Origin of the sequence: Streptomyces sp. NPDC088354, from assembly GCF_044753585.1 — a bacterium.
In the GTDB taxonomy this organism is placed as follows: Bacteria; Actinomycetota; Actinomycetes; order Streptomycetales; family Streptomycetaceae; genus Actinacidiphila.
The window spans coordinates 209844-232582 of sequence record NZ_JBIVNJ010000010.1 but is presented as its reverse complement, the minus strand read 5'-3'; the positions used below and the strand labels follow the sequence as shown (position 1 = coordinate 232582).

The 22739-nt window shown below is 74.7% G+C and carries 19 protein-coding genes; 11 read left to right on the top strand and 8 right to left on the bottom strand.

Features of this window, described 5'->3' with window-relative positions:
* The first annotated feature begins 80 nt into the window (after positions 1-80).
* Positions 81-989, top strand: coding sequence for a MerR family transcriptional regulator (locus tag ACIP98_RS18105; protein ID WP_401976799.1), 909 nt, complete (start codon positions 81-83; stop codon positions 987-989).
* A 113-nt stretch (positions 990-1102) separates the two neighbouring features.
* Positions 1103-2005: a slipin family protein gene (locus ACIP98_RS18100; RefSeq protein WP_319661871.1), complete on the top strand. Its 903-nt coding sequence runs from the start codon at positions 1103-1105 to the stop codon at positions 2003-2005.
* Positions 2006-2353: 348 nt separating this feature from the next.
* Here the strand turns inward: ACIP98_RS18100 and ACIP98_RS18095 are convergent, their stop codons facing one another.
* Positions 2354-3196, bottom strand: coding sequence for a GNAT family N-acetyltransferase (locus ACIP98_RS18095; protein ID WP_319661872.1), 843 nt, complete (start codon positions 3194-3196; stop codon positions 2354-2356).
* 149 nt (positions 3197-3345) lie between these two features.
* Here ACIP98_RS18095 and ACIP98_RS18090 point away from each other — a divergent pair, with 149 nt between their 5' ends.
* Positions 3346-4458, top strand: coding sequence for a S1 family peptidase (locus ACIP98_RS18090; RefSeq protein WP_401976797.1), 1113 nt, complete (start codon positions 3346-3348; stop codon positions 4456-4458).
* A gap of 35 nt (positions 4459-4493) precedes the next feature.
* Here ACIP98_RS18090 and ACIP98_RS18085 read toward each other — a convergent pair whose 3' ends face one another.
* Positions 4494-4802, bottom strand: coding sequence for a hypothetical protein (locus ACIP98_RS18085; protein ID WP_401976795.1), 309 nt, complete (start codon positions 4800-4802; stop codon positions 4494-4496).
* Positions 4803-5599: 797 nt separating this feature from the next.
* Here ACIP98_RS18085 and ACIP98_RS18080 point away from each other — a divergent pair.
* On the top strand, positions 5600-6826 hold the full coding sequence (locus ACIP98_RS18080) for an amidase (protein ID WP_401976794.1): 1227 nt from the start codon (positions 5600-5602) through the stop codon (positions 6824-6826).
* On the opposite strand, the gene ACIP98_RS18075 is transcribed toward ACIP98_RS18080, so the two are convergent.
* Complete coding sequence (locus ACIP98_RS18075; RefSeq protein WP_319661878.1) at positions 6813-7694, bottom strand: nuclease; 882 nt, start codon at positions 7692-7694, stop codon at positions 6813-6815. The two genes, ACIP98_RS18080 and ACIP98_RS18075, sit on opposite strands and share 14 nt — an antisense overlap.
* Before the next feature lie 193 nt (positions 7695-7887).
* Here ACIP98_RS18075 and ACIP98_RS18070 point away from each other — a divergent pair, with 193 nt between their 5' ends.
* The 3 genes from ACIP98_RS18070 (at position 7888) to ACIP98_RS18060 (ending at position 13462) form a co-directional block, all read left to right on the top strand.
* A complete protein-coding gene (locus tag ACIP98_RS18070) occupies positions 7888-11370 on the top strand; it encodes a DNA polymerase III subunit alpha (RefSeq protein WP_401976792.1) in 3483 nt (1160 codons plus the stop codon).
* Entirely contained in the window at positions 11367-12383 is a 1017-nt protein-coding gene (locus tag ACIP98_RS18065) for a hypothetical protein (RefSeq protein ID WP_319661881.1), read from the top strand. Before ACIP98_RS18070 ends, ACIP98_RS18065 begins: the two co-directional genes overlap by 4 nt.
* Before the next feature lie 179 nt (positions 12384-12562).
* The gene (locus tag ACIP98_RS18060) at positions 12563-13462 is read left to right on the top strand and encodes an alpha/beta fold hydrolase (protein ID WP_319661882.1); all 900 of its coding nucleotides are present in this window, start codon (positions 12563-12565) and stop codon (positions 13460-13462) included.
* Positions 13463-13570: 108 nt separating this feature from the next.
* Here ACIP98_RS18060 and ACIP98_RS18055 read toward each other — a convergent pair whose 3' ends face one another.
* Positions 13571-14308 (bottom strand): DUF2637 domain-containing protein, encoded by a 738-nt coding sequence (locus ACIP98_RS18055; RefSeq protein WP_319661883.1) that lies wholly within the window; start codon positions 14306-14308, stop codon positions 13571-13573.
* 75 nt (positions 14309-14383) lie between these two features.
* Positions 14384-14698: a hypothetical protein gene (locus ACIP98_RS18050; RefSeq protein WP_319661884.1), complete on the bottom strand. Its 315-nt coding sequence runs from the start codon at positions 14696-14698 to the stop codon at positions 14384-14386.
* Between the two features lie 150 nt (positions 14699-14848).
* Here ACIP98_RS18050 and ACIP98_RS18045 point away from each other — a divergent pair, with 150 nt between their 5' ends.
* Complete coding sequence (locus ACIP98_RS18045) at positions 14849-16381, top strand: carboxyl transferase domain-containing protein (protein WP_401976790.1); 1533 nt, start codon at positions 14849-14851, stop codon at positions 16379-16381.
* Positions 16382-16539: 158 nt separating this feature from the next.
* Here the strand turns inward: ACIP98_RS18045 and ACIP98_RS18040 are convergent, their stop codons facing one another.
* Positions 16540-17733 carry a barstar family protein gene (locus ACIP98_RS18040; protein ID WP_401976789.1) on the bottom strand — a complete coding sequence of 398 codons (1194 nt, stop codon included), beginning with the start codon at positions 17731-17733 and terminating at the stop codon, positions 16540-16542.
* A gap of 443 nt (positions 17734-18176) precedes the next feature.
* Here ACIP98_RS18040 and ACIP98_RS18035 point away from each other — a divergent pair, with 443 nt between their 5' ends.
* Together ACIP98_RS18035 and ACIP98_RS18030 are read left to right on the top strand one after the other, a co-directional pair.
* Complete coding sequence (locus ACIP98_RS18035; protein ID WP_401976788.1) at positions 18177-19343, top strand: methyltransferase domain-containing protein; 1167 nt, start codon at positions 18177-18179, stop codon at positions 19341-19343.
* Complete coding sequence (locus ACIP98_RS18030) at positions 19340-19714, top strand: GntR family transcriptional regulator (protein WP_319661888.1); 375 nt, start codon at positions 19340-19342, stop codon at positions 19712-19714. The genes ACIP98_RS18035 and ACIP98_RS18030 overlap by 4 nt, the downstream gene beginning before the upstream one ends.
* A gap of 98 nt (positions 19715-19812) precedes the next feature.
* Here ACIP98_RS18030 and ACIP98_RS18025 read toward each other — a convergent pair whose 3' ends face one another.
* Positions 19813-20925 (bottom strand): DUF5925 domain-containing protein, encoded by a 1113-nt coding sequence (locus ACIP98_RS18025; protein WP_401976786.1) that lies wholly within the window; start codon positions 20923-20925, stop codon positions 19813-19815.
* Between the two features lie 122 nt (positions 20926-21047).
* Here ACIP98_RS18025 and ACIP98_RS18020 point away from each other — a divergent pair, with 122 nt between their 5' ends.
* Positions 21048-22472 carry a xylan 1,4-beta-xylosidase gene (locus ACIP98_RS18020; protein WP_401976785.1) on the top strand — a complete coding sequence of 475 codons (1425 nt, stop codon included), beginning with the start codon at positions 21048-21050 and terminating at the stop codon, positions 22470-22472.
* A 15-nt stretch (positions 22473-22487) separates the two neighbouring features.
* On the opposite strand, the gene ACIP98_RS18015 is transcribed toward ACIP98_RS18020, so the two are convergent.
* Positions 22488-22691, bottom strand: a complete 204-nt coding sequence (locus ACIP98_RS18015; RefSeq protein WP_319661893.1) for a hypothetical protein — start codon at positions 22689-22691, stop codon at positions 22488-22490.
* Positions 22692-22739 lie beyond the last annotated feature (48 nt).

Genomic DNA, 22739 nt, shown 5'->3' with positions numbered 1-22739 from the left:
TGGTCCGCGGACCCCGGCTCCGTACCGGGTCCCCGCGCTCGCCGGTACCGTAGGAACTCCCCCTGAGGGAGGTTCAAGCCGTGTCGCCTGACGGCATGTGGAGCATCGGGGAACTGGCCGCGCAGGCCGGCGTCACCGTCAAGACCGTCCGCTTCTACTCCGACCGCGGCCTGCTGCCCGAGGCGGGCCGCAGCACCGGGGGGCACCGCCGGTACGGCCCCGAGGCACTCGACCGGCTCCGCCTGATCCGCTCCCTGCGCACCCTCGACCTGGCGCTCCCGGACGTGGGGCGGCTGCTGGACCGCGAGGACTCCCTGGCGGACGCGCTGGAGGACGCCGTCGCCGGGAGGCTGCGCGACCTCGGCACCCAACTGTCCGCGCTGCGCTGGCGCGAGGCAGCCCTCCACGCGCTCCGGGACTGCGCCGCCGCGGAGCGCGCCGACCGGCTGCGGCTGGTCGGCGCGCTGTCCACCCCGCCCAGCACGGCCCCCATGCGGCGGTTCTGGCGGCGCTGGCTGCCGCCGCGGCTACCGGCCGGACTGGTCGGCCGGATCCTGGAGTTGTCGGTGCCGGAGCCTCCCGCCGACCCGACGCCCGGCCAGGTGCTGGCCTTCGCCCGGCTGCACGCCTTCACCACGGGTTCCTGCCCCGACGACGTGCGCCCACGGCCCGAGGAGTACTGGTCGGGCGCGGGCGGCCGCCCCGCCGTGCTGTACGAGGGACTCGGCGAGGCGTACGACCTGGCCGCCGCGGAACTGCTGGCCGGACGGGAGCCGCGCGAGGGCGACGCCCTGGACTGCTTCGTGTCCGCCTACGCCCTGGCGTACGGCACCCGGGACACGCCCGCCTTCCGGCGCCTGCTGGCCGGACTGCTCGCCGCGGAGCCGCGCGCCGACCTGTACTGGCAGCTCACCGCGGAGCTGTGGGGCCCGGCGCGGCCCACCCCGGGCGCCGCCGACGACTGGCTGCGCACCGCCCTGTCCGCGTAGCGGCGGGACCGGGCCCCCGCGCCGGTCCCGGATCCGGGCATCCGCGCCCGTATCCGGCGGATTCGCCGCGATGTACCGTGGAAGTACGCGATCCCGGACGGCAGGGGGCCGTGATGGTCGTCGAGTTGATAGCCGCTGTGCTCTCGGCCGGAGCTCTGTACTTCGTGGCCGGCGCCCGCGTCGTGCAGCAATTCGAGCGAGGCGTGGTGTTCCGCCTCGGCCGGGTCAGGGGCGGGGAGCGGGGGCCCGGGTTCACGATGGTCGTGCCGGTCGTCGACCGGATGCGGAAGGTGAACCTGCAGATCGTCACGATGCCGGTGCCCGCGCAGGAGGGCATCACCCGCGACAACGTCACCGTCCGGGTCGACGCGGTGGTCTACTTCAAGGTCGTCAACGCCTCCGACGCGATCATCAACGTCGAGGACTACCGCTTCGCGGTCTCGCAGATGGCCCAGACATCGCTGCGCTCCATCATCGGCAAGAGCGACCTGGACGACCTGCTGTCCAACCGGGAGAAGCTCAACCAGGGCCTGGAGCTGATGATCGACAGCCCCGCCATCGGCTGGGGCGTGCAGATCGACCGCGTGGAGATCAAGGACGTGTCGCTGCCGGAGACGATGAAGCGCTCGATGGCCCGGCAGGCCGAGTCCGAGCGGGAGCGCCGGGCCCGGATCATCAACGCGGACGCGGAGTTCCAGGCGAGCAAGAAGCTGGCCCAGGCCGCGCACGTGATGGGCGACGCCCCGGCCGCGCTGCAGTTGCGGCTGCTGCAGACGGTCGTCGCGGTGGCCGCCGAGAAGAACTCGACGCTCGTCCTGCCGTTCCCGGTGGAGCTGCTGCGCTTCCTGGAACGCGCCCAGCCGGGCCCGGCCGTGGCCGCGCCCGCCGCCCCGGCCGACCCGCCGCGTGAGCCGGCGCCGCCGCCCCCGCCCCCGCCTGCGGCGGGGCCGGTCCCCGGCGAACTGCCCGATCCGCTGCTGGAGAGCGTCCGGCCGCGGCCGTCGGACGCGGTGTGACGCGGGGCGTCCGCCGGGGGCAGGGCGGCCCGCTCCGACCGCGACCGGTCCTGTGCCGTCCGGCGCCGGGGCCGGCTGCCGGGCATACGGGATGTCGTCGTGCCCACGACCAGGCCCGGCCTCTGCGCGCGGGAGCGGGGCCGGTGACCGCCGTCCACGAACGGGCGTGCTGTCCGCCGGGGCGTCGGGCCCGCCGCGGGGGCCCGACTCGACGTGACCGATGCCGGCGGCCCCGGCCGACGGGAGGACGCGCTCGTCGCGGGCGGGGGCCACGGACAGCCGGTGACCCGGACAGGCGCGGCCGCCGGAACCGGGTCGCCGCCCGGTGACCGTTCGGCGCCGGAGGCCTCAGGAGGGGCCGGGGCCGTTCGCGGGTCCCGCGTCCGGGCGCCAGATGTACGGGACGGTCGTGGTGACCGCCACCAGTCCCAGCCGCCGCAGGACGGGCGCACTGTCCGCCGAGGCGTCCACCTGCACCAAACGGTGGCCCGCGGCCACCGCCAGCCGGGCCCGGTGCGCCACCGTCGCCCGGTAGACACCGCGCCCGCGCCACCGCGGCAGCGTCGAGCCGCCCCACAGCGACACGAAGTCCGTGCCCTGGTGGAAGCGGGCCCAGCCCGCGCAGACGACGGTGTCCCCGCTTTCGGCGACGACCACCACGCACGGGTCGCCCGGCCCGGCGACCTCGCTCTCCAGCATGTCCGGCAGCCAGTCGTGGCCGACGCCCCAGATCTCCTCCTCCATGGCGCGGATGCGCTCGAAGTCCGCGCGTGAGGTGACCTCGCGCAGCGTCACGCCCTCCGGCGGCCGCGGCTCACCGGCCAGCGCCGCGGCCTCGCCCACCAGCACCGTCTCCGGCTCGTCGGGAACGAAGCCGGCCGCGGTCAGGCGCTCCGGCAGCCCGGGCGGCAGGTCGTGCCCGTGGTACTTCCACTCCACGGCCACACCGAGGCCGGCGAAGTGGTCGCGCTCCCCGGCGATCAGCGCGTCCAGCTCCGGCCCGTCCAGCCCGCCGAGGTCGCGGTAGTCGAGGAAGCCCGCCTCGCCGTGGCGGTAGGTCTTGCGCAGCAGGGGGCCGACCCGTTCCACCGACGCGTGCCGGGAGAAGCCGTCGGGGACGCGGGCGCGCAGCTGCGCGTCATACGCGGCGCGGTACTCCGGCGCCGTCGCGGAGGGTTCGGAAGTGCTCATCGGGCGGAGTCCACCACAAGCCCGGGGCGGGGGCGACCGAATTTCCCGTCATGAACGCTTCGCGCCGGCGCGCCGTATGACAGGCGGCACAGCGCCGCCCCTCCGCTGTCGACGACCGGACCCCGTATCCCCCCACTGGAGGTCATGAGTTGAAGCACAAACACTTACCGAAACGGAAGATCGCGCTGGTCGCGGCCGGTGCCGCAGCGGTCGCCGCGGCCGCGGTCCTGCTGCCGGACGCCAAGGCGTCGCAGTCCCCGGCACCGTCGCGGGACGCCGCACCGCCGCGGGCCCTCAGTGCCCCTTCGGCGGCGGAAGCGGCCTCCCGGCTCACCGCGGAGTTCGGCTCGTCGACTGCGGGGGCCTACTGGGACCCGGCCACCGGGCGGCTCGTGGTCAACGTCACCGGGAACGACACCGAGGCCGTCCGCCAGGCCAGGCAGGCCGGCGCCGTGTCCCGCCGGGTCCGCAACACCACCGCAGAACTGACGGAGGCTGCAGGGGCGTTGAAGCAGAAAGCCACCATCCCGGGCACCGCCTGGGCCGTCGACCCGAGGACCAACCAGATCCTGGTCACCGCGGACCGCACCGTCACCGGCGAGAAGTGGGACACGCTCCAGGCCGCCGTGCGCTCGCTCGGCAGCGGCATGGCCCGGATCGAGAAGTCCGCGGGCCGGATCACGCCGTTCGTGGCCGGCGGCGACGCGGTCTTCGCCGACGGCGCGCGCTGCTCGCTCGGCTTCAACGTCGTCAAGGACGGCGCCCCGGCCTTCCTGACCGCCGGCCACTGCGGTGCCGCCTTCCCCACCTGGTCCGACACGCAGGGCGGCGCCCCCGTCGCCACGGTGTCGACCGCGACCTTCCCCGGCGACGGCGACTTCGCCCTCGTGACGTACGACGACCCGAACACCGACGCGCCCAGCGAGGTCGACCTCGGCAATGGCCAGGCCCTGCCGGTCAACGGGGCGGCGGACGCGGCGGTGGGCCAGGAGGTGTTCCGCATGGGCAGCACCACCGGCCTGCACAACGGCACCGTTTTCGGCCTCGACGCCACGGTCAACTACCCGGAGGGCACCGTCACCGGGCTCATCCGGACCGACGTCTGCGCGGAGCCGGGGGACAGCGGAGGTTCGCTGTTCACCCGTGACGGGAGCGCGATCGGGCTCACTTCGGGCGGCAGCGGGGACTGCGAGGCGGGCGGTGAGACGTTCTTCCAGCCGGTCACCACGGCTCTGGCCGCGGTGGGCGCGGAACTCGGCTGACGTGCCGCGCTGACGCGCGGGGGTCCCGCGGCGGTTCAGCGGTTGAGCGGGAAGGCCATCACGGTGGCGCCGACGTGCACGGTCCGCGGGGCCGTCCTGCGGGGGGCCCGCGCGTCCTCGTGCAGTCCGACCAGCAGCGCCGCGAGCCGGTGCGGGAAGTCGTCCCAGAGTTCGGCGTCCTCGGCGTTCGCGGTGTGGCCGGCACCCCCGGCATCGGGTGCCCGGTGCTGCCAGGCGCACGGCGGCTCCACGAGGCCCGCTGCCGCGAGGCGGCGCAGATGGTTCAGCATGCGCAGTCGGCCGGGGTGCGCCGCGGGTCTGAGCGTGGTGTCGGTCGCCGTCATGGCGGTCAGTAAACCGTGCCGTCCCCTTGCCTTCGCAACCCCTTCGGGGTCTTCGGGCCCCCGGGGCGTGACGCGTGTTGACGCGCGGGGCGAACGGATACGCGCGTGACGTCCGGACGTGACCGATCTCGCACCGCCGCCGGGTTTGGGCCGTGCCGAGCGGCGCGTACCCTCACCCTCCGCAGCCGAGGCCGCCGCCGGACGTCCCGGAACGGGAGACGTGGAGGCTCTCCGTACGGTCGCGGCCGGCCGGCAGACCGCTGTCCCGGGTGAAGCGCGGGGCGGCGGCGAGGGACCGGGTGAGAGGGAGGCGCCCGCGGGTCCGCCGCAGCGCGCGGAGCGTCGGTCTCTTGCCGCACGGGGCGGGACACGGCGACGCCGTTCACGCCCGAGGGCCGGTACAGCGCCTTGTGGACCGCCAGTTGCAGCGGATGCGGCAGCCGGCCATCACCCCGGAGACACGGGCGGTGCCGTGCGGCCCGGCGTCCACGGGTGCCGCGCAGATGGAGCGCGAGCAGGGCGACGGTGGCCGCGCCGCGGGGGACCGTCGCGCAGGTACGCCGCCCCGTACGGATCCGTCACCTCATCGAGTGAAGCGCGCGGCGCGCGCAGCAGTACGGCCGCCGCGGCGAGCAGCTCCACCGCGACCGCGGAACATGTCCATACGAGCCAGGAGATTCCCACCACCCCCTGGAGGCGGTGTGCCCGGTGGCGCACGAGGGGACGCCCCGTTTGAGCAAGGCCAGAGGTTGGGCGTAGCGTGAACCGCCGTGACGGACCCGGTGGATCGCGTGGCAGTGGTGTGTGATCGTATCGACCGGCTCGACGCCCGGGTGAGGGCGTTCGTGCCCGAGCCCGACCGGCGGGGCCGGCTCGCGGCGGAGGCGGCCGCGGCGCCGCCGGGCGTGCTGTCCGGGGTCGCGGTGGGCGTCAAGGACATCGTGCGGTGCGACGGGACGCAGACCCGCGCCGGGTCGCGGGTGCCGGCGGAGGAACTGGCGGGGCCGCAGGCGCCGCTGGTGGACCGGCTGCGCGCGGCGGGGGCGCTGATCGCGGGGAAGACGGTGACGGCCGAGTTCGCGGTGACCGCGCCGGGGCCGACCCGTAATCCGCACAACACCGCGCACACGCCCGGCGGTTCGAGCAGCGGATCGGCGGCGGCCGTGGCGGCGGGCATGGTGCCGCTGGCCGTCGGCACGCAGACCGTGGGCTCGGTGATCCGGCCCGCGGCCTTCTGCGGGGTGGTGGGCTTCAAGCCCACCTTCGGGCGGATCCCGGTGGACGGGGTGATCGCCAACGCCCCGAGCTTCGACACGGTCGGCGTGCTCGCCGCCGATGTCGCGGGTGCGGCGCTCGGCGCGTCCGTGCTGTGCGACGACTGGCGGGAACCGGAACGGGGCCGTGGATCCGAGCCGGAGCCGGGGACCGCCCGGCGTCCGGTGCTCGGCGTCCCGGCCGGACCGTACCTGGACCGGGCCGGGGCGGAGGCGCGGGCGGCCTTCGCCGCGCAGACCGTCCGGCTGGCGGCGGCGGGCTGGACCGTGCGCGAGGTGCCGGTGATGGACGGCCCCGAGGAGTTCGAGGCGGTCGTACGGCAGTTGTTCACCATGAACCGCTACGAGGTGGCCCGCACCCACGCCGACTGGTTCCCCCGCCACGGCCGGCTCTACCGCGAGCAGACCGTCGCGGCCATCCGCGAGGGGCAGGCGATCGCCCGCGACGACTACGAGCGGGCCGTGCGCGAGCGCCGGGCCGTCCGGGCCCGTCTGCTGGACGCGATGGAGCGGATCGACGTGTGGCTGGCGCCGTCCGCGACCGGCCCGGCCCCGTTCGGCCTGGGCAGCACCGGCGACTCGGTGATGTGCCTGCCGTGGAGCAACGCGGGCTTTCCCGCGGTGAGTCTGCCCGCCGGGTACGCCGCGAACGGCCTGCCACTGGGGCTGCAGGTCGTCGGGCGTCCCGGCGAGGACGAGGAACTGCTGGGGTGGGTGGCGGAGTTGGCTGCGGTCGTCATGCCTCGGTGAAGACCAGGTCCTCGATCGGCCGGGTGATCCGTACGGTGCCGTCGTCCGTGACCTCGATGGCGTGGTGCAGTCCGCGTACCTGGGTGTGCGGGGTGGGCGAGGAGGTGATCCGGTACGTGTCGGCCGCCCCCGCGAGGAAGGCGCGGAAGGAGCCGAGGGAGAACTCTCCGGACGCGAGGTGGTCGAAGAGGCGCCGGAAGAGCTTGGGGACGACCACCGCCTCGTCGGTGAGCGAGGAGAGCCCGGTGACCTTCGCCCCCGCGGTGCTCACGTCCTGCGGCCACAGTCCCGTCCCCGCGGTCCTGGCCTGCCGGGTGACCGCGGCCAGTTCCTCGCGCAGGTCCTCGAAGAGGTTGCTGTAGAAGGTCGGGTAGACCAGCCCCTGCGCGATCAGGTGGTGGTTGACCGTTCGGCGCAGCAGCGGCACGCCGACCGTCACCTCCTGGCCGCTGCGGGTGCCCTCCGGCAGCGGGCCGCGGCCGGCCAGCGCGACGCAGCGGCCGTGCACGTCGACGCCGCCGGTCAGGATCCACCCGGGGACGCTCTCGGGGACGGCGGAGACGACCCGTTCGCTGTCCGGCGCGCGCCGCACGTCGGTGAACCCCAGCCACGTCAGCAGTTCGTCCCGGGCCGCGTGGGCGAAGGGCAGTGGCTGGTGGCCCGGCGTCGAGGTCGGTCCGTAGTGGGTCTCCAGGGCGTCGACGGCGTCCAGGCGCAGCTTGCCCCGGCAGGAGTCGGTGAGGTCGAGCCGCGCCGCTCCGGGGACGCGGTTCCAGTCCGGGTGGCGGGTGGGGACAAAGCCCACGGTGTCGCCGTCCGGCTCGGTGCCGGTTATCCGGAAGGACCCTTTGACCAGCAGCATCGGCATGGCGACTTCCCCCTCGGGTGCGCGCCGGCAGTGACGTCGTGTGCAGGAAACCACGCGGAGGGTGGCGGAGGACAGGGATCCGGCACGCTTCCGGCACGTCTCCGGCATGTCTTCGTACGTGTGTTCGAGAAGTGGTCTATGGTGGGTACCGGAGGGTCCGGAAGGGGGGAGATGTGAGCGGTCGGAGGTGCGTATGCCGGGATTCACGCATCTGCACACCGTCTCCGGCTTCTCGCTGCGGTACGGGGCCTCGCACCCCGAGCGACTGGCCGAGCGCGCCGCCGAGCGGGGCATGGACGCGCTGGCGCTGACCGACCGGGACACCGTGGCCGGCGTGGTGCGCTTCGCCAAGGCCTGCGCGCGGGCCGGGGTGCGGCCGCTGTTCGGTGCCTCGCTCGCGGTGCCCGCGGCGTACGACGGTCAGGCCGCCCAGCCGTCCGGCGGCCGGCGGCGCACCCCGGTGCGCGGCGGCTCCTTCGTCCCGGAGGCGACCGACCGGGCGGTCTTCCTCGCCCGGGACCGGCGCGGCTGGGCCGCGCTGTGCCGGCTGATCAGCGCCGCCCATGCCGGGGACGGGGGGCTGGGCTGGGAGGACCTGGGGCAGGAGGGGGTGTTCGTGCTGCTGGGCGCGGACTCCGAGGTCGGCCGGGCGCTAGCGGCCGGCCGCCCCGACCGGGCCGCGAAGCTGCTGCGCCCCTGGCGCGCGGCGTACGGGGACGCGCTGCGCCTGGAGGCCGCCCACCACGGCCGCGCCGGCACCGGACCGGGCTCGCTGCGGCTGGCCGCGCGCATCGTCGGCTTCGCCGCCGAGCAGGGGGTGGCCCCCGTACTGACCAACGCCGTCCGCTACGCCGATCCCGGGCAGGGGGAGGTGGCCGACGTGCTGGACTCGGCGCGCCGGCTCGTGCCCGTCGACATCCGCAGGCCGGAGAGCCTGGACGGCGGCGAGCGCTGGCTGAAGGACGCGGGGGACATGGCGCGCACCGCCGAGCGGATCGTGGAGGCGGCCGGTCTCCGCCGCTCGGACGCGCACCGGCTGCTGCGCGCCACCGAGGACACCGCCGCGGCCTGTGCCGTCGACCCCGCGGACGACCTGGGGATCGGGCAGGTGCACTTCCCCGAGCCGGAGACGGTGGGGGCCGGCGCCCGCACCGCCGACCGCGTCCTGCGCTCGCGCTGCGCCGCCGGGATGGTCCGCACCGGGCACGACCGCGAACCGCGCTACTGGGCGCGGCTGGAGGACGAACTGCGGATCATCGAGCAGCTCGGCTTCGCCTCGTACTTCCTCACCGTCGGCCAAGTGGTCGCCGACGTAAGGGAGATGGGCATCCGGGTCGCCGCGCGCGGCTCCGGCGCGGGCTCGCTCGTCAACCACCTTCTGGGCATCGCCGCCGCCGACCCCGTCGACCACGGCCTGCTCATGGAGCGCTTCCTGTCCGGACGGCGCGCCTCCCTGCCCGACATCGACATCGACGTGGAGTCCGCCCGCCGGCTGGAGGTCTACCGGCGCATCCTGGACCGGTTCGGCAGCGAGCGGGTCGCCACCGTCGCCATGCCCGAGACCTACCGGGTCCGGCACGCGGTCCGCGACGTGGGCGCCGCCCTGGGGCTGGAACCGGAGCAGACCGACCGGCTGGCCAAGGCCTTCCCGCACATCCGGGCCCGCGACGCGCGGGCCGCGCTCGCCGAACTGCCCGAGCTGCGGCAGGTGGCGGGGGAGGACCACGGCCGGCTGTGGGAGCTGGTCGAGGCGCTGGACGCGCTGCCGCGCGGGGTCGCCATGCACCCGTGCGGGGTGCTGCTGTCGGACGCCGGGCTGCTGGACCGCACGCCGGTGATGCCGACCAGCGGCGAGGGCTTCCCGATGTCGCAGTTCGACAAGGACGACGTGGAGGACCTCGGGCTGCTCAAGCTCGACGTGCTCGGGGTGCGGATGCAGTCCGCGATGGCGCACACCCTGGACGAGGTGGAGCGGACCGGCGGCGGCCGGATCGACCTGGACGACCCGGCGCAGGTCCCGCCGGGCGACCCGGCCACCTACGAACTGATCCGCTCCGCCGAGACGCTGGGCTGCTTCCAGATCGAGTCGCCCGGGCAGCGCGACCTGGTGGGGCGGTTGCAGCCCAGCACCTTCCACGACCTGGTCGTGGACATCTCGCTGTTCCGTCCGGGCCCGGTCGCCGCCGACATGGTGCGGCCCTTCATCGACGCCCGGCACGGCCGCAAGCCCGTCCACTACCCGCATCCCGACCTGGAGGACGTGCTGAGCGAGACCTACGGAGTCGTCGTCTTCCACGAGCAGTTGATCGAGATCATGCGGGTCATGACCGGCTGCGACCGGGGGTTCGCCGACGAGGCCCGGCGGGCGCTGTCGGACGAGGCGCGGCAGGGCCGGGTCCGGGCCTGGTTCGCGGACCGGGCGCGGGAGCGTGGTTACCCCCGCGAGGTCGTCCGGCACACCTGGGAGATCGTCTCGGCCTTCGGCGCGTACGGCTTCTGCAAGGCGCACGCCGTCGCCTTCGCCGTCCCCACCTATCAGTCGGCCTGGCTCAAGGCGCACCATCCGGCGGCCTTCTACGCCGGGGTGCTCACCCACGACCCGGGCATGTACCCCAAGCGGCTGCTGCTCGCGGACGCCCGGCGGCGCGGGGTGCCGGTGCTGCCGCTGGACGTCAGCCGGTCGGGCGCGGCCTATCGAATCGAACTGGTGTCTGATGAGGGGGGTGGTGCCGGGATGTGGGGTCTGCGGCTCGCACTGTCGGAGGTGCACGGCATCAGCGAGGCCGAGGTCGCCCGGATCACCGCCGGGCAGCCCTACACCTCGCTCCAGGACCTGTGGGAACGCGCCCGTCCCGGCCGGGCCGTGGCCGAACGGCTGGTGCAGGTCGGCGCGCTGGACGCGTTCGGCGGCAACCGCCGCGACCTGCTGCTCCATGTCGCCGAGCTGCACCGGCAGGGCCGCGCCTCCGCGTACGACGGGCAGCTCGCCCTCACCGGGGGAGAGGCGGCGGCCCCGCCGCCGGCCGGCCTGCCCGACATGGACGCGGCCGAACGGCTCGGCGCCGAGCTCGGCGTGCTCGGCATGGACACCTCCCGGCACCTGATGGAGGACCACCTCGCCTTCCTGGAGGAACTGGGCGCGATCCCGGCGAAGCGGCTGCGCGAGGTGCGGCACGGTGAGACCGTCCTGGTGGCCGGCGCCAAGGCCGCCACCCAGACCCCGCCCATCCGTTCCGGGCGCCGGGTCATCTTCACCACCCTCGACGACGGCACCGGCCTGGTCGACCTCGCCTTCTTCGACGACAGCCACGAGGCCTGCGCGCACACCGTCTTCCACTCCTGGCTGCTGCTGGTCCGAGGGGTGGTCCAGCGCCGCGGCCCGCAGAGCCTGTCCGTCGTCGGCTCCGCGGCGTGGAACCTCGCCGAACTCGTCGAACTGCGCCGGCAGGGCGGCCTGGAAGCGGTCGCGGCACGGCTGGCCGAGGCCCCGGGCGGGACCCCGGACGAGGCCTCGGGCGAGCCCGTGGGCCTGCCCGTCGCGCCGCCCGACGGCCGCCGGGTCCGGATGTCCACCGGCTACGAGATGCACCCCTGGGCCGATCTGCGCCCCGCCGGCGAGGGCGCCCCCACCGGACGCAAGCTCTGGCACTCCAGCCCGGGGAGCGCGGGACGATGACGTACGGCGATTCCGGGCGGGGGACCGGCGGCGCGGCGAGCATCCTGCACGTGCGCTGCGCTCCGGCCCTGCCCGAGGAGGGCTACCGGGCGGTGCTGGACCTGCTGCGCGAGTTCTCGCCCGTCGTCCAGGCGGTTCCGCCCCGGGCGGCGCTGGTGCAGGCGCGGGGCGCGCAGCGGTACTTCGGCGCGGACGCCGAGCGGATCGCGTGGCTGGTGCGGCTGCGCGCGATGGCGCGGCTGGCCACGGACCTGCGGATCGGGGTCGCGGAGACCTGGGCGGTGGCGGCGACGGCCTCGGACCGTGTGGCGGGACCGGGCGGGATCCTGATCGTGCCCGAGGGCGCGGCGGACGCCTTCCTGGCGCCGCTGCCGGTCGAGGCCCTGCACGGCATCGGCCCCCAGCAGGCCGAGGCGCTGCGCACGTACGGGCTGCACACCATCGGGGCGGTCGCCGCGGTGCCGCCGGGCGTCGTCGAACGGATCCTGGGCCGGCGCGCGGGCCGGCTGGCCGCGGAGCGGGCGCGCGGCACGGACCCCCGTCCCGTCTCCCCCAAGGACCTGCCGCCGTCGGCCGGTGTGACGCACCGTTTCACCCGGCACGAGCTCGACGGCCCCGCCGCCCGGGCCGCGCTCCTCGACCTGGTGGTGCGGCTGGGGGCGATGCTGCGCGGCCGCCGGCAGGTCGCCGGGTCCTTGTCCCTGACGCTGCGGTTCACCGGCGGCGCGCGCTGGGAGAAGACCCGGCGGCTCGCGGAGCCGTCCGCGCACGACGAGGATCTGCGGACCCTGGCCTACCGGTTGATGGACTCGGCCGGTCTGCAGCGGGCACGCCTGGCCGGCATCGGGCTGCGCGCCGAGGACCTCGTCGGTGCCGAACGGGTGGCCCAGCAGCTCTCGCTGGACCCGATGCGCGCGTCGCACCTGACGGCGGAGGCGGCCGTGGACCGGGTGAACGCCCGGTTCGGCTTCGGCGCGGTGCGTCCGGCCGCCACGTTCCGCAAGGCCTCGTAGCGCTCCCTTGTCATGGGGCCGTGAAGGCGGTGTGACACATTCTTTACCGACCGGTAGCTGGCCGGTTTTTGTTACCCGTGCGTAAATTGACGGAAGCTCAGCAATCTTGTGATCCGGATCACAGGTCGTCAGGGAACGGTCCCCCCTGCTCTTTCCCCCACCTGCGAGGAGATCGCTCGATGCTGCACTTCAGACGGACACCAGCGCTCCGGCTCCTCTCCGCCCTCACCCTCGCCGCCGCCCTCACCGTCACGCCCGCCCTGGCCGGCACGGCCGCCGCCGCCCCCGCCCCCACCCGAGCCGCCGCCTCCGCCCCCAGCAGTGGCTGGAACAACTGGTCCTGCAAGCCCTCCGCCGCCCACCCGCGCCCGGTCGTCCTGGTGCACGGCACCTTCGGCAACTCCATCGACAACTGGCTCGGCCTCGCCCCGTACCTCGTCGCGCGGGGCTACTGCGTCTACTCCCTCGACTACGGCCAACTGCCCGGCGTCCCGGTCTTCTACGGGCTCGGCCCCATCGCCGCGTCGTCCCAGCAGCTCTCCGACTACGTCGACCGGGTCCTCACGGCCACCGGCGCGGCCAAGGTCGACATCGTCGGGCACTCCCAGGGCGGCATGATGCCGCGGTACTACATGAAGTTCCTGGGCGGTGCCGCCAAGGTCAACGCGCTCGTCGGGATCGGCGCCGACAACCACGGCACCGATCTGAACGGACTGCTCAACCTGCTGCCCTACTTCCCCGGGGCGGCCGAGGCCATCGAGCACCTCGCACCCCAGGGCCTCACGGACCAGATGGCCGGATCGGCCTTCCTGACCAAGCTGAACGCCGGCGGCGACACCCTCCCCGGCATCCACTACACGGTGATCTCGACCAGGTACGACGAGGTCGTCACGCCGTACACCTCACAGTTCCTGTCAGGACCCGACGTCCACAACGTGGTGCTCCAGGACCTGTGCTCGCTCGACCTGTCCGAGCACGTCCTCATCGGGCTGACCGACCGCATCGTCTTCCACGAGACGGCCAACGCCCTCGACCCGGCGCACGCCACCCGGACCGACTGCACGGACGTCTTCAGCTGATCCACCCCGTGCCGCTGCTTCCGGTCCCGGCGGGACCGGAAGCAGTCCATGTCGTACGCGGGCGGTGTCCGCTGTCCGCCGTCCGTCGTTCGCTGTCCGCCGTCCGGCTCAGGAGTGCCGCCGGCTGCGCGGGGTGCGCCGCGGCGGCCTGGTGAGGGTGATCTGCCGGACGAGCTGGTGGAAGCAGGACAGGGCCGCGATGGCGGGGAGGGCCGCGACGGTCCAGTTGGTGATCGTCCTGGGGGCGCAGGCGATGCAGAAGAGGATGGCGAACGCCGAGAAGAGCAGCACGACGGCCCACGAGTGCGGGGCGCGGCGCTGGTGCAGGGCGGCGCGCAGGATCGACAGCGAGGCCACCATCCACGGGCCGTACACCAGCAGCGGCCACCAGTCGGCCAGGCCCGAGGACCCGTCGGCGGAGGCGATGTTCCGCAGCGGGTCGTGCGCGATCATCCCGCCGAGCACGCTCACCATGGCCACGATGGTCGCCGCCAGCGCGGCGGCGACGAAGCTCAGCGTCTGGGTCCGCGTCAGCCGGCGCCGCAGCGCGGCCCGGCGGATCTTGCGGTGCCGGCGCCGCGTGAGGGGGAGCTCGTGCGTAGCGGTGTCCGGGGCGTGCTGGAAGACGTCCTCCTCGTCCTCCTCCCCGGACTGGTCGAGCAGCTGCGCCAGCTCCTCCTCGGACGCCCACGCCCCGTTGAGGACGTCGAAGTCCGGGGCGGAGAAGACCCCGTTCCCCGAGGTGTCGTCGGAGGACTGGCGGGGGCTGTAAATGGTGGGACCGTGGAGATGATCCTCGTACGGCAGACCATTCTCAGGGCGGAAACGGTCCTGCAAAGGCGGCATGAAGGCATTCCTGTCGGGGCCGGGCGTGGAGACAACGGGAGCGGGGGACGTGGGAAAGGAGGAGGAGGCGGCCCCTCAGTACGGCGCCGCCCGGTCGATGCCGGAGCAGCGACGGGTGAAGTCCCCCTCGATCCCGGCCATCTCCCTCGTGAACTGCTCCAGCTCCGAGGAGCAGTGGACGAGGGGGACCCGCTCGTCACCGCGCTCGATGTAGGCGTCCGAGGAACTGCCGAGGAAATGCTCGGTCCGCGGGATGAAGACCCACTCCCCGAGGGGGAAACCGGGCGGGGTGCGCGGGGGGTGCGTGCGGCGGACGGACGCCGGGACGGTCCGGGGGGTCGCGCTCCCGGACGACGCCTCAGGCGCGCTCTGGGGATTGACTGTAGCCACATCCCCACAACGATGGCCGGCACGCGATGGACTTGGGCCACACGAGTGACCCCGGCGCGCCTGCCGGCGCTCGCGCCCGCCCCGAGTGCCGCCCCACAACGGCGTGTTGACCTGCGGGCCAACGCATCCGGGGGATGGCAGGGTGTCCCCATGACCGAACCGCCCCGCCGCCCCGGCTCCCTGCAGTTCGTCGACGCCGTCGTCGACCCCGGAACCTGGCGCGGCTGGGACCGGCCCCTGTCCGCGCCGCCCCCGCACCTCGACGGCGAGGAGTACCGGGCCGACCTGGCCCGGGCCCGCGCCCGGACCGGGCTCGACGAGTCGGTGGTCACCGGCGAGGGCGACGTACGCGGCCGGCGGGTGGCCGTCGTCGCGGGCGAGTTCGGTTTCCTCGGCGGGTCGATCGGCGTGGCTGCCGGGGAGCGGCTGGTCCGGGCGATCGAGCGGGCCACCCGCGAACGGCTGCCGCTGCTCGCCGCACCGGCGTCCGGCGGGACGCGCATGCAGGAGGGCACCATCGCGTTCCTCCAGATGGTGAAGGTCGCCGCGGCCATCACCGACCACAGGGCGGCGGGACTGCCCTACCTGGTCCACCTGCGCCACCCCACCACCGGCGGAGTCCTCGCCTCCTGGGGCTCGCTCGGCCACGTCACCACCGCGGAACCCGGAGCGCTCATCGGCTTCCTGGGCCCCCGGGTGCACGAGGCCCTGTACGGCGAGCCGTTCCCGCCCGGGGTCCAGGTCGCGGAGAATCTGCTGGCCCACGGCATCGTGGACGCCGTCGTGCCGCTCGCGCGGCTCGCCGGGGCGGCGGCGCGGGCGCTGGCGGTGCTGTGCGGCGAGGCCGCCCCCGCGGTGGCCGACGGCCCGGGGGACGCCACCGCGGGGGACGTACCGGCGGCGGAGTCGATCCGCCGCTCCCGGCGGCCCGAACGGCCCGGACTGCGCGCCCTGCTGACGGTGGCCGGCCAGGACGTGACCCTGCTCAGCGGCACCGGCGCGGGGGAGCGGGACCCCGGACTCCTGCTCGCGCTCGCCCGGATCGGCGGCACCCCGTGCGTCGTCCTCGGCCACGACCGGCACGAGACCGACGACGGACGGTCCCCCGCCCTCGGCCCCGCCGGGCTCCGGATGGCCCGCCGCGGCATGCGCATCGCGGCCGAACTGGACCTGCCCCTGCTCTCCGTCGTCGACACGGCGGGCGCCGCGCTGTCCCGGGAGGCCGAGGAGGGCGGCCTCGCCGGCGAGATCGCCCGGTCCCTGGCGGACCTGGTGACCCTTCCCTCACCCACGCTCTGCCTCCTCCTCGGGCAGGGCGCCGGCGGAGGCGCCCTCGCGCTCCTGCCCGCGGACCGCGTGCTGGCCGCCCGGCACGCATGGCTGTCCCCGCTGCCGCCCGAGGGCGCCTCCGCCATCCTGTACCGGACGACCGGGCGGGCCGACGAGGTCGCCGCCCGGCAGGGCGTGCGCTCCGCCGACCTGCTCGCGCGCGGCATCGTCGACCGCGTCGTCGAGGAGGCGCCCGACGCGGGGCGCGCCGAGGATGCCGCGGACGCCCCCGAGGCCTTCCTCACCCGCCTCGGCACGATCCTCGGCGCCGAACTCGCCGGCCTCCGCACCCTCCCCCGCGCCCCCCGGCTCGCCGCCCGCCGCGCCCGCTACCGCGAGTTGGGCCTGCACTGAGTCGTGCGTACGGAGCGGTGCGGGGGGAGCGACCGCGCCGGCGGCTGGCACCGGGAGACGGTACGACCGGGCCCTGATGGCCTGGCCGTTGCCCCACTCCGTTCCTTCTCCAGGTCAGGCGCCGGCTTCAAGGGGTCCGGGAGTGTCCGTCGCCTCCCTCACTGGAGCACGACGGTGACGCCCTTGTCGCGCAGGAGGTTCACGGTCTCCTCGAAGTAGGACAGGCCGCCAAGGTGGTCCAGGACGTGTCCGGCGAGGGCGTGGCGGGCGATGGCAGCGTGGTGCCAGACGAGGGTGAACGGGGGGACGACGCGGGGCCCGCCGCCCAGGTAGTCCTGCACCGAGTCCAGGTCTCTGCCGTAGTGGGCGCCAGGGCCGAGCAGGGCTTCGCCGAGTGCCAGGAGCAAGCCGGTCCTGTCGGTGACGTGCTGTCCGTCCAGGTGGTACGTCCCGCCGGAGAGGCCCTGCAGCCCGTACGGGCCGACGCTGGTGAGGTCCAGCCACTCGGACCGGCCCTCGGCATCGAACTGTGCCCACTGGTTGGGCCGCGTGGGAACACCGTCGGACCAGATCTCCCAGACTGCGCGGGCGGCCGGGGTGGGGCGGTCGTCACCGGGGTCGGTGACGGTGACGTCGATCAGGGCTCCGCCGAGGACGGATGGGCGTGCCTCGACGGTGTTCAGGTCGAGGCGGTACCCGGTCATCGCCCGGCCGTGGTGGTCGAGGCGCCAGAGCGTGATCGGGTCGCCCTCCCGCGGAAGGGGACGACACAGCAGGGCCAGAAGCGGTGCGGCGGGTTCGCAGCCGATCAGGTGCACGGGCTGGGTGGGTCGCTGCGGGCGCGGGGTGAGCAGGCCGTCAATGGAACGGCAACCGCCCGTTGGGCTGTCCCCCCGGAGCGAGGGGAACCGCAGGTCGAACCGCGGGCTCGAAGGCAGCCGCTTGCCGCCCCAGTAGTCGTCCTCTCTGACGCCGGTGCCCACGACGATGTCCACGCGCCCGGGATCGCCCGGCGTGGGCCACTGGGCCAGGACAGCCGTGTCCTCCAGGTCCCAGTAGCGGCACGGCCCGCCGTTCGAGGGGTCCACAGGCTCGATCGAGAGCATTCCGTCCCCCAGCAGCCGCACCGGTTCGGCGCTGTCCGTCACGGCCTTGACCAGCAGGCTCTCGCGCGGGCAGCCGCGCAGTGTCAGTACCTCTCGCGGCAGCGGAGGCGGGTCCATGAACAGGCCCTCGACCTCCGCGCACCGCCCCCACAGCACGCCCTCCTCCTCACCGTCGGTGTCCTCCCGCACCAGGAGATACCGGACCGGGAAGTCCCGCTCCCACCCCGCATGTTCCTCGGACCGCACGCTTCTCCCCTGCTACCAGGCTGTCTTGGCGCGCCAACCCTACGGCTCGCTGTCGCCGAAGCCCTTCGAATATCGCGTGCTTGGAATGACGCTCCCCGCCGGTCGGACCGGCGGGGGCTGTGGGCCTGTTGTGCCGCCGCAGGCCCGTTGGGCGGGATCTGCCCGGTTCAGTGCCGCGCACCGGTGCGGGGGAGGGGGCGCGGTCCTGCTCGCATCAGCGGGAGGTGTCCTCATCGCGGGCCGGTCGCGCTCCGGCGCGGGCGTCGAAGTGGCGGCTGTCGTCACGTGGTCCGGGCGGTGGCCGGGGCAGAGGGCTCGCGCGGCTGCCCGCGCCGGCGGCACGGTGGCCCGGACCGGCTGCCGCCGCACGCGCCCGCTGGGCCGGGACAGCAAGGGCGGCCCACCGTCGGGGCGGTGTCGGTGGCGGGTGGCAGGATCGGCGGGTGGACGATGTGAGCGGAGACGCGTACTGGGACGCCGTGGCGGACCGTTTCGACGAGGAGCCGGACCACGGGCTGCGTGCGCCCGCGGTGCGGGAGGCGTGGGCGGGGCGGCTGCGGGGGTGGCTGCCGGACACACCGGCGGACGTGCTGGACCTGGGGTGCGGGACGGGCAGTCTCGCGGCGCTGGCGGCGGAGCGGGGCCACCGGGTGACCGGGGTGGACCGGTCGCCGCGCATGGTGGCCCTGGCCAGGGCGAAGCTGGCGGGCACCGGCGCACGGGTGGTCGTCGGCGACGCGGTGCAGCCGCCCGTGGCGGCGGGGCGGTTCGACGTGGTGCTGGTGCGGCACATGCTGTGGGCGCTGCCCGACCCCGCGGCGGCGCTGCGCCGCTGGGCGGGGCTGCTGCGGCGCGGCGGGCGGATCGTGCTGGTCGAGGGGCGCTGGGGCGAGGCGGAGCCGGCGGGCATCGCGGCGACCGAACTCGCCGCCCTGGTCCGTCCGTTCGCCGCGCACACGGAGATCGAGCAGCTCGCCCACGACACCGCGCTGTGGGGCCGCCCGGTACGGGACGAGCGCTACGCGGCCGTGGTGCGGGTGGCCCCGCCCCGGCGCCACAGCGAGATCGTCGACGTCCACCTGATCCTGCGGCGCGGCGACCGCGTGCTGCTCGGCCGCCGGGTCAACACCGGTTACGCCGACGGCCTGTTGCACGCTCCGTCCGGCCACGTCGAGAACGGCGAGGACGTCCGGGAGGCGATGATCCGCGAGGCGTACGAGGAGGTGGGCGTCGCGCTGCGCCCCGAGGACGTCTCCGTCGCGCTGGTCATGCAGCACCGCGCGCCCGGCGGGACCGCCCGCATCGGCTGGTTCTTCGTCGCGGACGGGACCGGCCGGGAGCCGTTCAACCGCGAACCCGACAAGTGCTCGGAGCTCGGCTGGTTCCCGCTGGACGCGCTGCCGGACGACGTGGTCGCGTACTGCAGGGCCGGCCTGGACGCGTACCGCGCGGGCGAGCGCTTCCTGCTGCACCTGCACGAGCCCGGCGACACCATCGCCCACGACCCGCACGCTCCCGGCCGTGCCGTCGCCCTGGCGCCGAGCGGCTGCAGCACAATGGCCGCGACAAACAGCCGCGCCGTGCCCCGCCGGGAGAGCGAACCACAGTGAGCCTGAAGATCGTCATCCGTCCGAACGCGGCCGCCGCGCCGTTCGAGCAACTGCGCGCCCAGATCGCCGACCAGGCCCGCTCCGGAGCCCTCCCGGTCGGCTACCGGCTGCCGACGGTGCGCGGACTCGCCGACGACCTCGGCCTGGCCGCGAACACCGTGGCCAAGGCGTACCGCGCCCTGGAGTCGGACGGCGTGATCGAGACCCGCGGACGCAACGGCACGTTCGTCGCGGCCGCGGGCGACGCCGCGGACCGGGAGGCGGCCGCCGCCGCCTCCGCCTATGCCGAACGCGCCCACCGCCTCGGCCTGGACCGCGGCGCCGCCGAAGCCGCCGTGCGGGACGCGTTGCGCGCCGCGTACGAGTCGTAGCCCGTCCCCGCCGCCGGGATCCCGGCGGCGGGGACGGGCAGGTCGACCCCACGACGTGCGCTCCCCGGCCCCGTGCACGCAAGGAGGGCGCCGCGGGGTCAGAGGTAGAGGCCGTCCGAGGAGGAGGCCGGCGTCTGGGTGGGCAGCACAGGGCCGGCGCCGGAGGACGCGCCGCGGCGCAGCGCGTACAGCTCCGCCAGGGTGGCGCCCTCGCGGCCGACGCCCTCGGACGTGCCGAGCCAGGTGGTGGCCTCGCCGCGCGTCAGCGGCCCGACCTCGATACGGGCCAGGCAGCGCCCGGGACGGACCACCGCCGGGTGCAGCCGCTCCAGGTCCTCGTTGGTGGTGATGCCGACCAGGACGTTGCGGCCCTGGCCGAGCAGCCCGTCGGTGAGGTTGAGCAGCCGCGAGAGCGCCTGGCCCGTCTGGTGCTTGGCCTGGCCGCGGATGAGCTCGTCGCAGTCCTCCAGGAGCAGCAGCCGCCAGCGGCCGGGCCCCTCGGAGTCGTCCTCGCCGATGGCGATCTCCATCAGGTAGCCGACGTCGTTGAAGAGCACCTCGGGGTCGAGCACGCAGTCCACCTGGCACCAGTCCCGCCACGACCGGGCCAGGGTGCGCAGCGCCGAGGTCTTGCCGGTGCCCGGCGGGCCGTGCAGGAGCAGCAGGCGGCCGCTGATGTCGTCCGGGGTGAGCTTCATCAGCCCGTCCACGGCCTCGGCCACCGGCGCGGTGTAGTTGCCCCGGACGTCGTCCCAGGGCGCGGCGCTGATCTGACGGGTGATGCGGTGCGGACCGCGGCGCGGCGCCACGTACCAGAAGCCCATGGTGACGTCGTCGGGCTGCGGTTCCGGCTGGTCCTCGGCGTTCTCGACGGCCTCGGCCAGCACGCGCCGGGCGAGCTCCTCGCTCACGGCGGTCACGGTCACGTCCGCGCGGTGGTGCCAGCGGGAGACCAGGATCGTCCAGCCCTCGCCCTCGGCGAGGGTGGCGCCGCGGTCCTTGTCGCGCGCCGCGCGCAGCACCTCGGCCCCGGCCGGCAGCAGGGTCAGCCCCGACTTCACGCGCTCCACGGAGGAGCCGCGGGAGTACGGCTGTTCACCAGTGACGAAGCGGCTGAGGAACAGGGCGTCGATGGCGTCGGACGGCGAGTCGTCGTCGTTCATGCCGAGGCGGATGGACAGGGCGCGATGCGGGGGCGTTGCGTCGGGCATGACGCTCATGATCCGGCACGGGCTCCGCGGGCGCACAGGGTTTTCGCGGAGCGGCGCAATCCCGTTGAACCCCCGGTGAAACCCGCCCGATCCGGGCAACGCGGCGGTTACCCTGACTGGTGATGGGACGCCATGGGGACGTTCGTGCGAAAGTACCGGGGGCGGGGCGGCGAGGCATGACCGCGCTTCTGGGGATCGGTGTGGTCGCGCTGGCGCTGCTGCTGACGATGTGCGACCTACGGGGCGGTACGGGCGACGGCGGGCGCGGCAGCGCCGGGTCGGGCGCCGGTGTGCACAGCCCGTCCAGCACGCCCACCGGGAAACCCTCCGCCGAGCTCGGGTTCGGCCTGACCCACACCGAGTACAGCGCCGACCACGGCGAGGGCCCGGCCAAGCGCGCGGCGGCCGGGCTGCTCTCCGAGCGGTCGCTGCCCCAGGACCAGGCGATCATGGGCTGGGGCGCCGACAACCCCGAACCCTCCCCGGGCACGTACGACTTCGGCGAACTCGACGACCGCATCGACCTCATCAGGGCCAGCGGCGGCACGCCCGTGATCACGCTGTGCTGCGCCCCCGACTGGATGAAGGGCGGCGCGCCGGGCGCCGGGACCGACTGGTCCCGGCTGGAGGTCGCCCCCGCCCCCGACCACTTCGACGACTTCGCGGCCCTCGCCGCCACCGTCGCCCGCCGCTACCCGGACGTGCGGCACTTCATCGTCTGGAACGAGTTCAAGGGCTTCTGGAACGACGGCCGGCAACGCTGGGACTACGAGGGCTACACCGACCTGTACAACCGCGTGTACCGGGCGCTGAAGAAGGTGGATCCGGACAATCTCGTCGGCGGTCCCTATCTCGTGATGGACAGCTTCGCCCCGGGCGACGACGGCAACGGCGACGCCTCGGACACCCTCAAGGGCCCCTGGGGCGCGGCCGACCGGCGGGCCCTCGACGCCGTCGACTACTGGCTGCGTCACAAGACCGGAGCGGACTTCCTCGTCGCCGACGGCTCCAGCACCAACCGAGACGACTCGCTGGTCCCCGACGAGTTCGCCGCCACCGAGAAGTTCGCCGCCGTCGGCCGCTGGCTCAAGCAGCGCAGCGGCGGGCTGCCCCTGTGGTGGGCCGAGTGGTACGTCGAACCGGACGGGAAGCCGACCGGCTGGGACGAACGGCACCGCACCGCCGTGCAGGCCGCCGCCATGATGGAGCTGGCCCGCGGCGGAGCGGACGCGGCGTTCTACTGGAATCCCCAGGAGCGCGGAAGGTCGTGCCCGGGATGCCTGTGGACCAGCACCGAACTGTCCTCCGGCGGTGGCGAGCAACTGCCCATGATGGACCTCCTGCGCCGCTTCGCCGCCGCCTTCCCGCCGGGCACGCGCTTTCGCACGGTGTCCGTCGCGGCGGACGACCGGCCCAACGTCCGGGTGCTCGCGGACGACAGGGCCGTGCTCGTCGTCAACGTCCTCGGCCGTCCGATCCAGGCGAAGGTCGACGGCCGCTCCTTCTCCCTGCCCGGCTACGGGCTGCGCTGGCTCAGCCGCGGCTAGGAGCCGCGGCGGGCGTCACACGACGTTGCGGACCAGCCACTCGTCCGGGTTGTAGGCGTCGCGGTCCGGGTCGTGGACCGTGGCCCGCACCCCGGGGACCGCGTCCTGCGGGCGGACGCGCTCCGGCAGCCGGCCGAAGCGGGCCCGCCGGGCCTGCGCCGCCGTGTCCGGTGCCGCGGTCGTGGCCTGCGGGGTCGTCTCGTTCTCCTCGTGCGCCATTGCTCGCACCTCCTTGGCCCGGGAACGCCGCGTGGCGGCGCGGTGTTC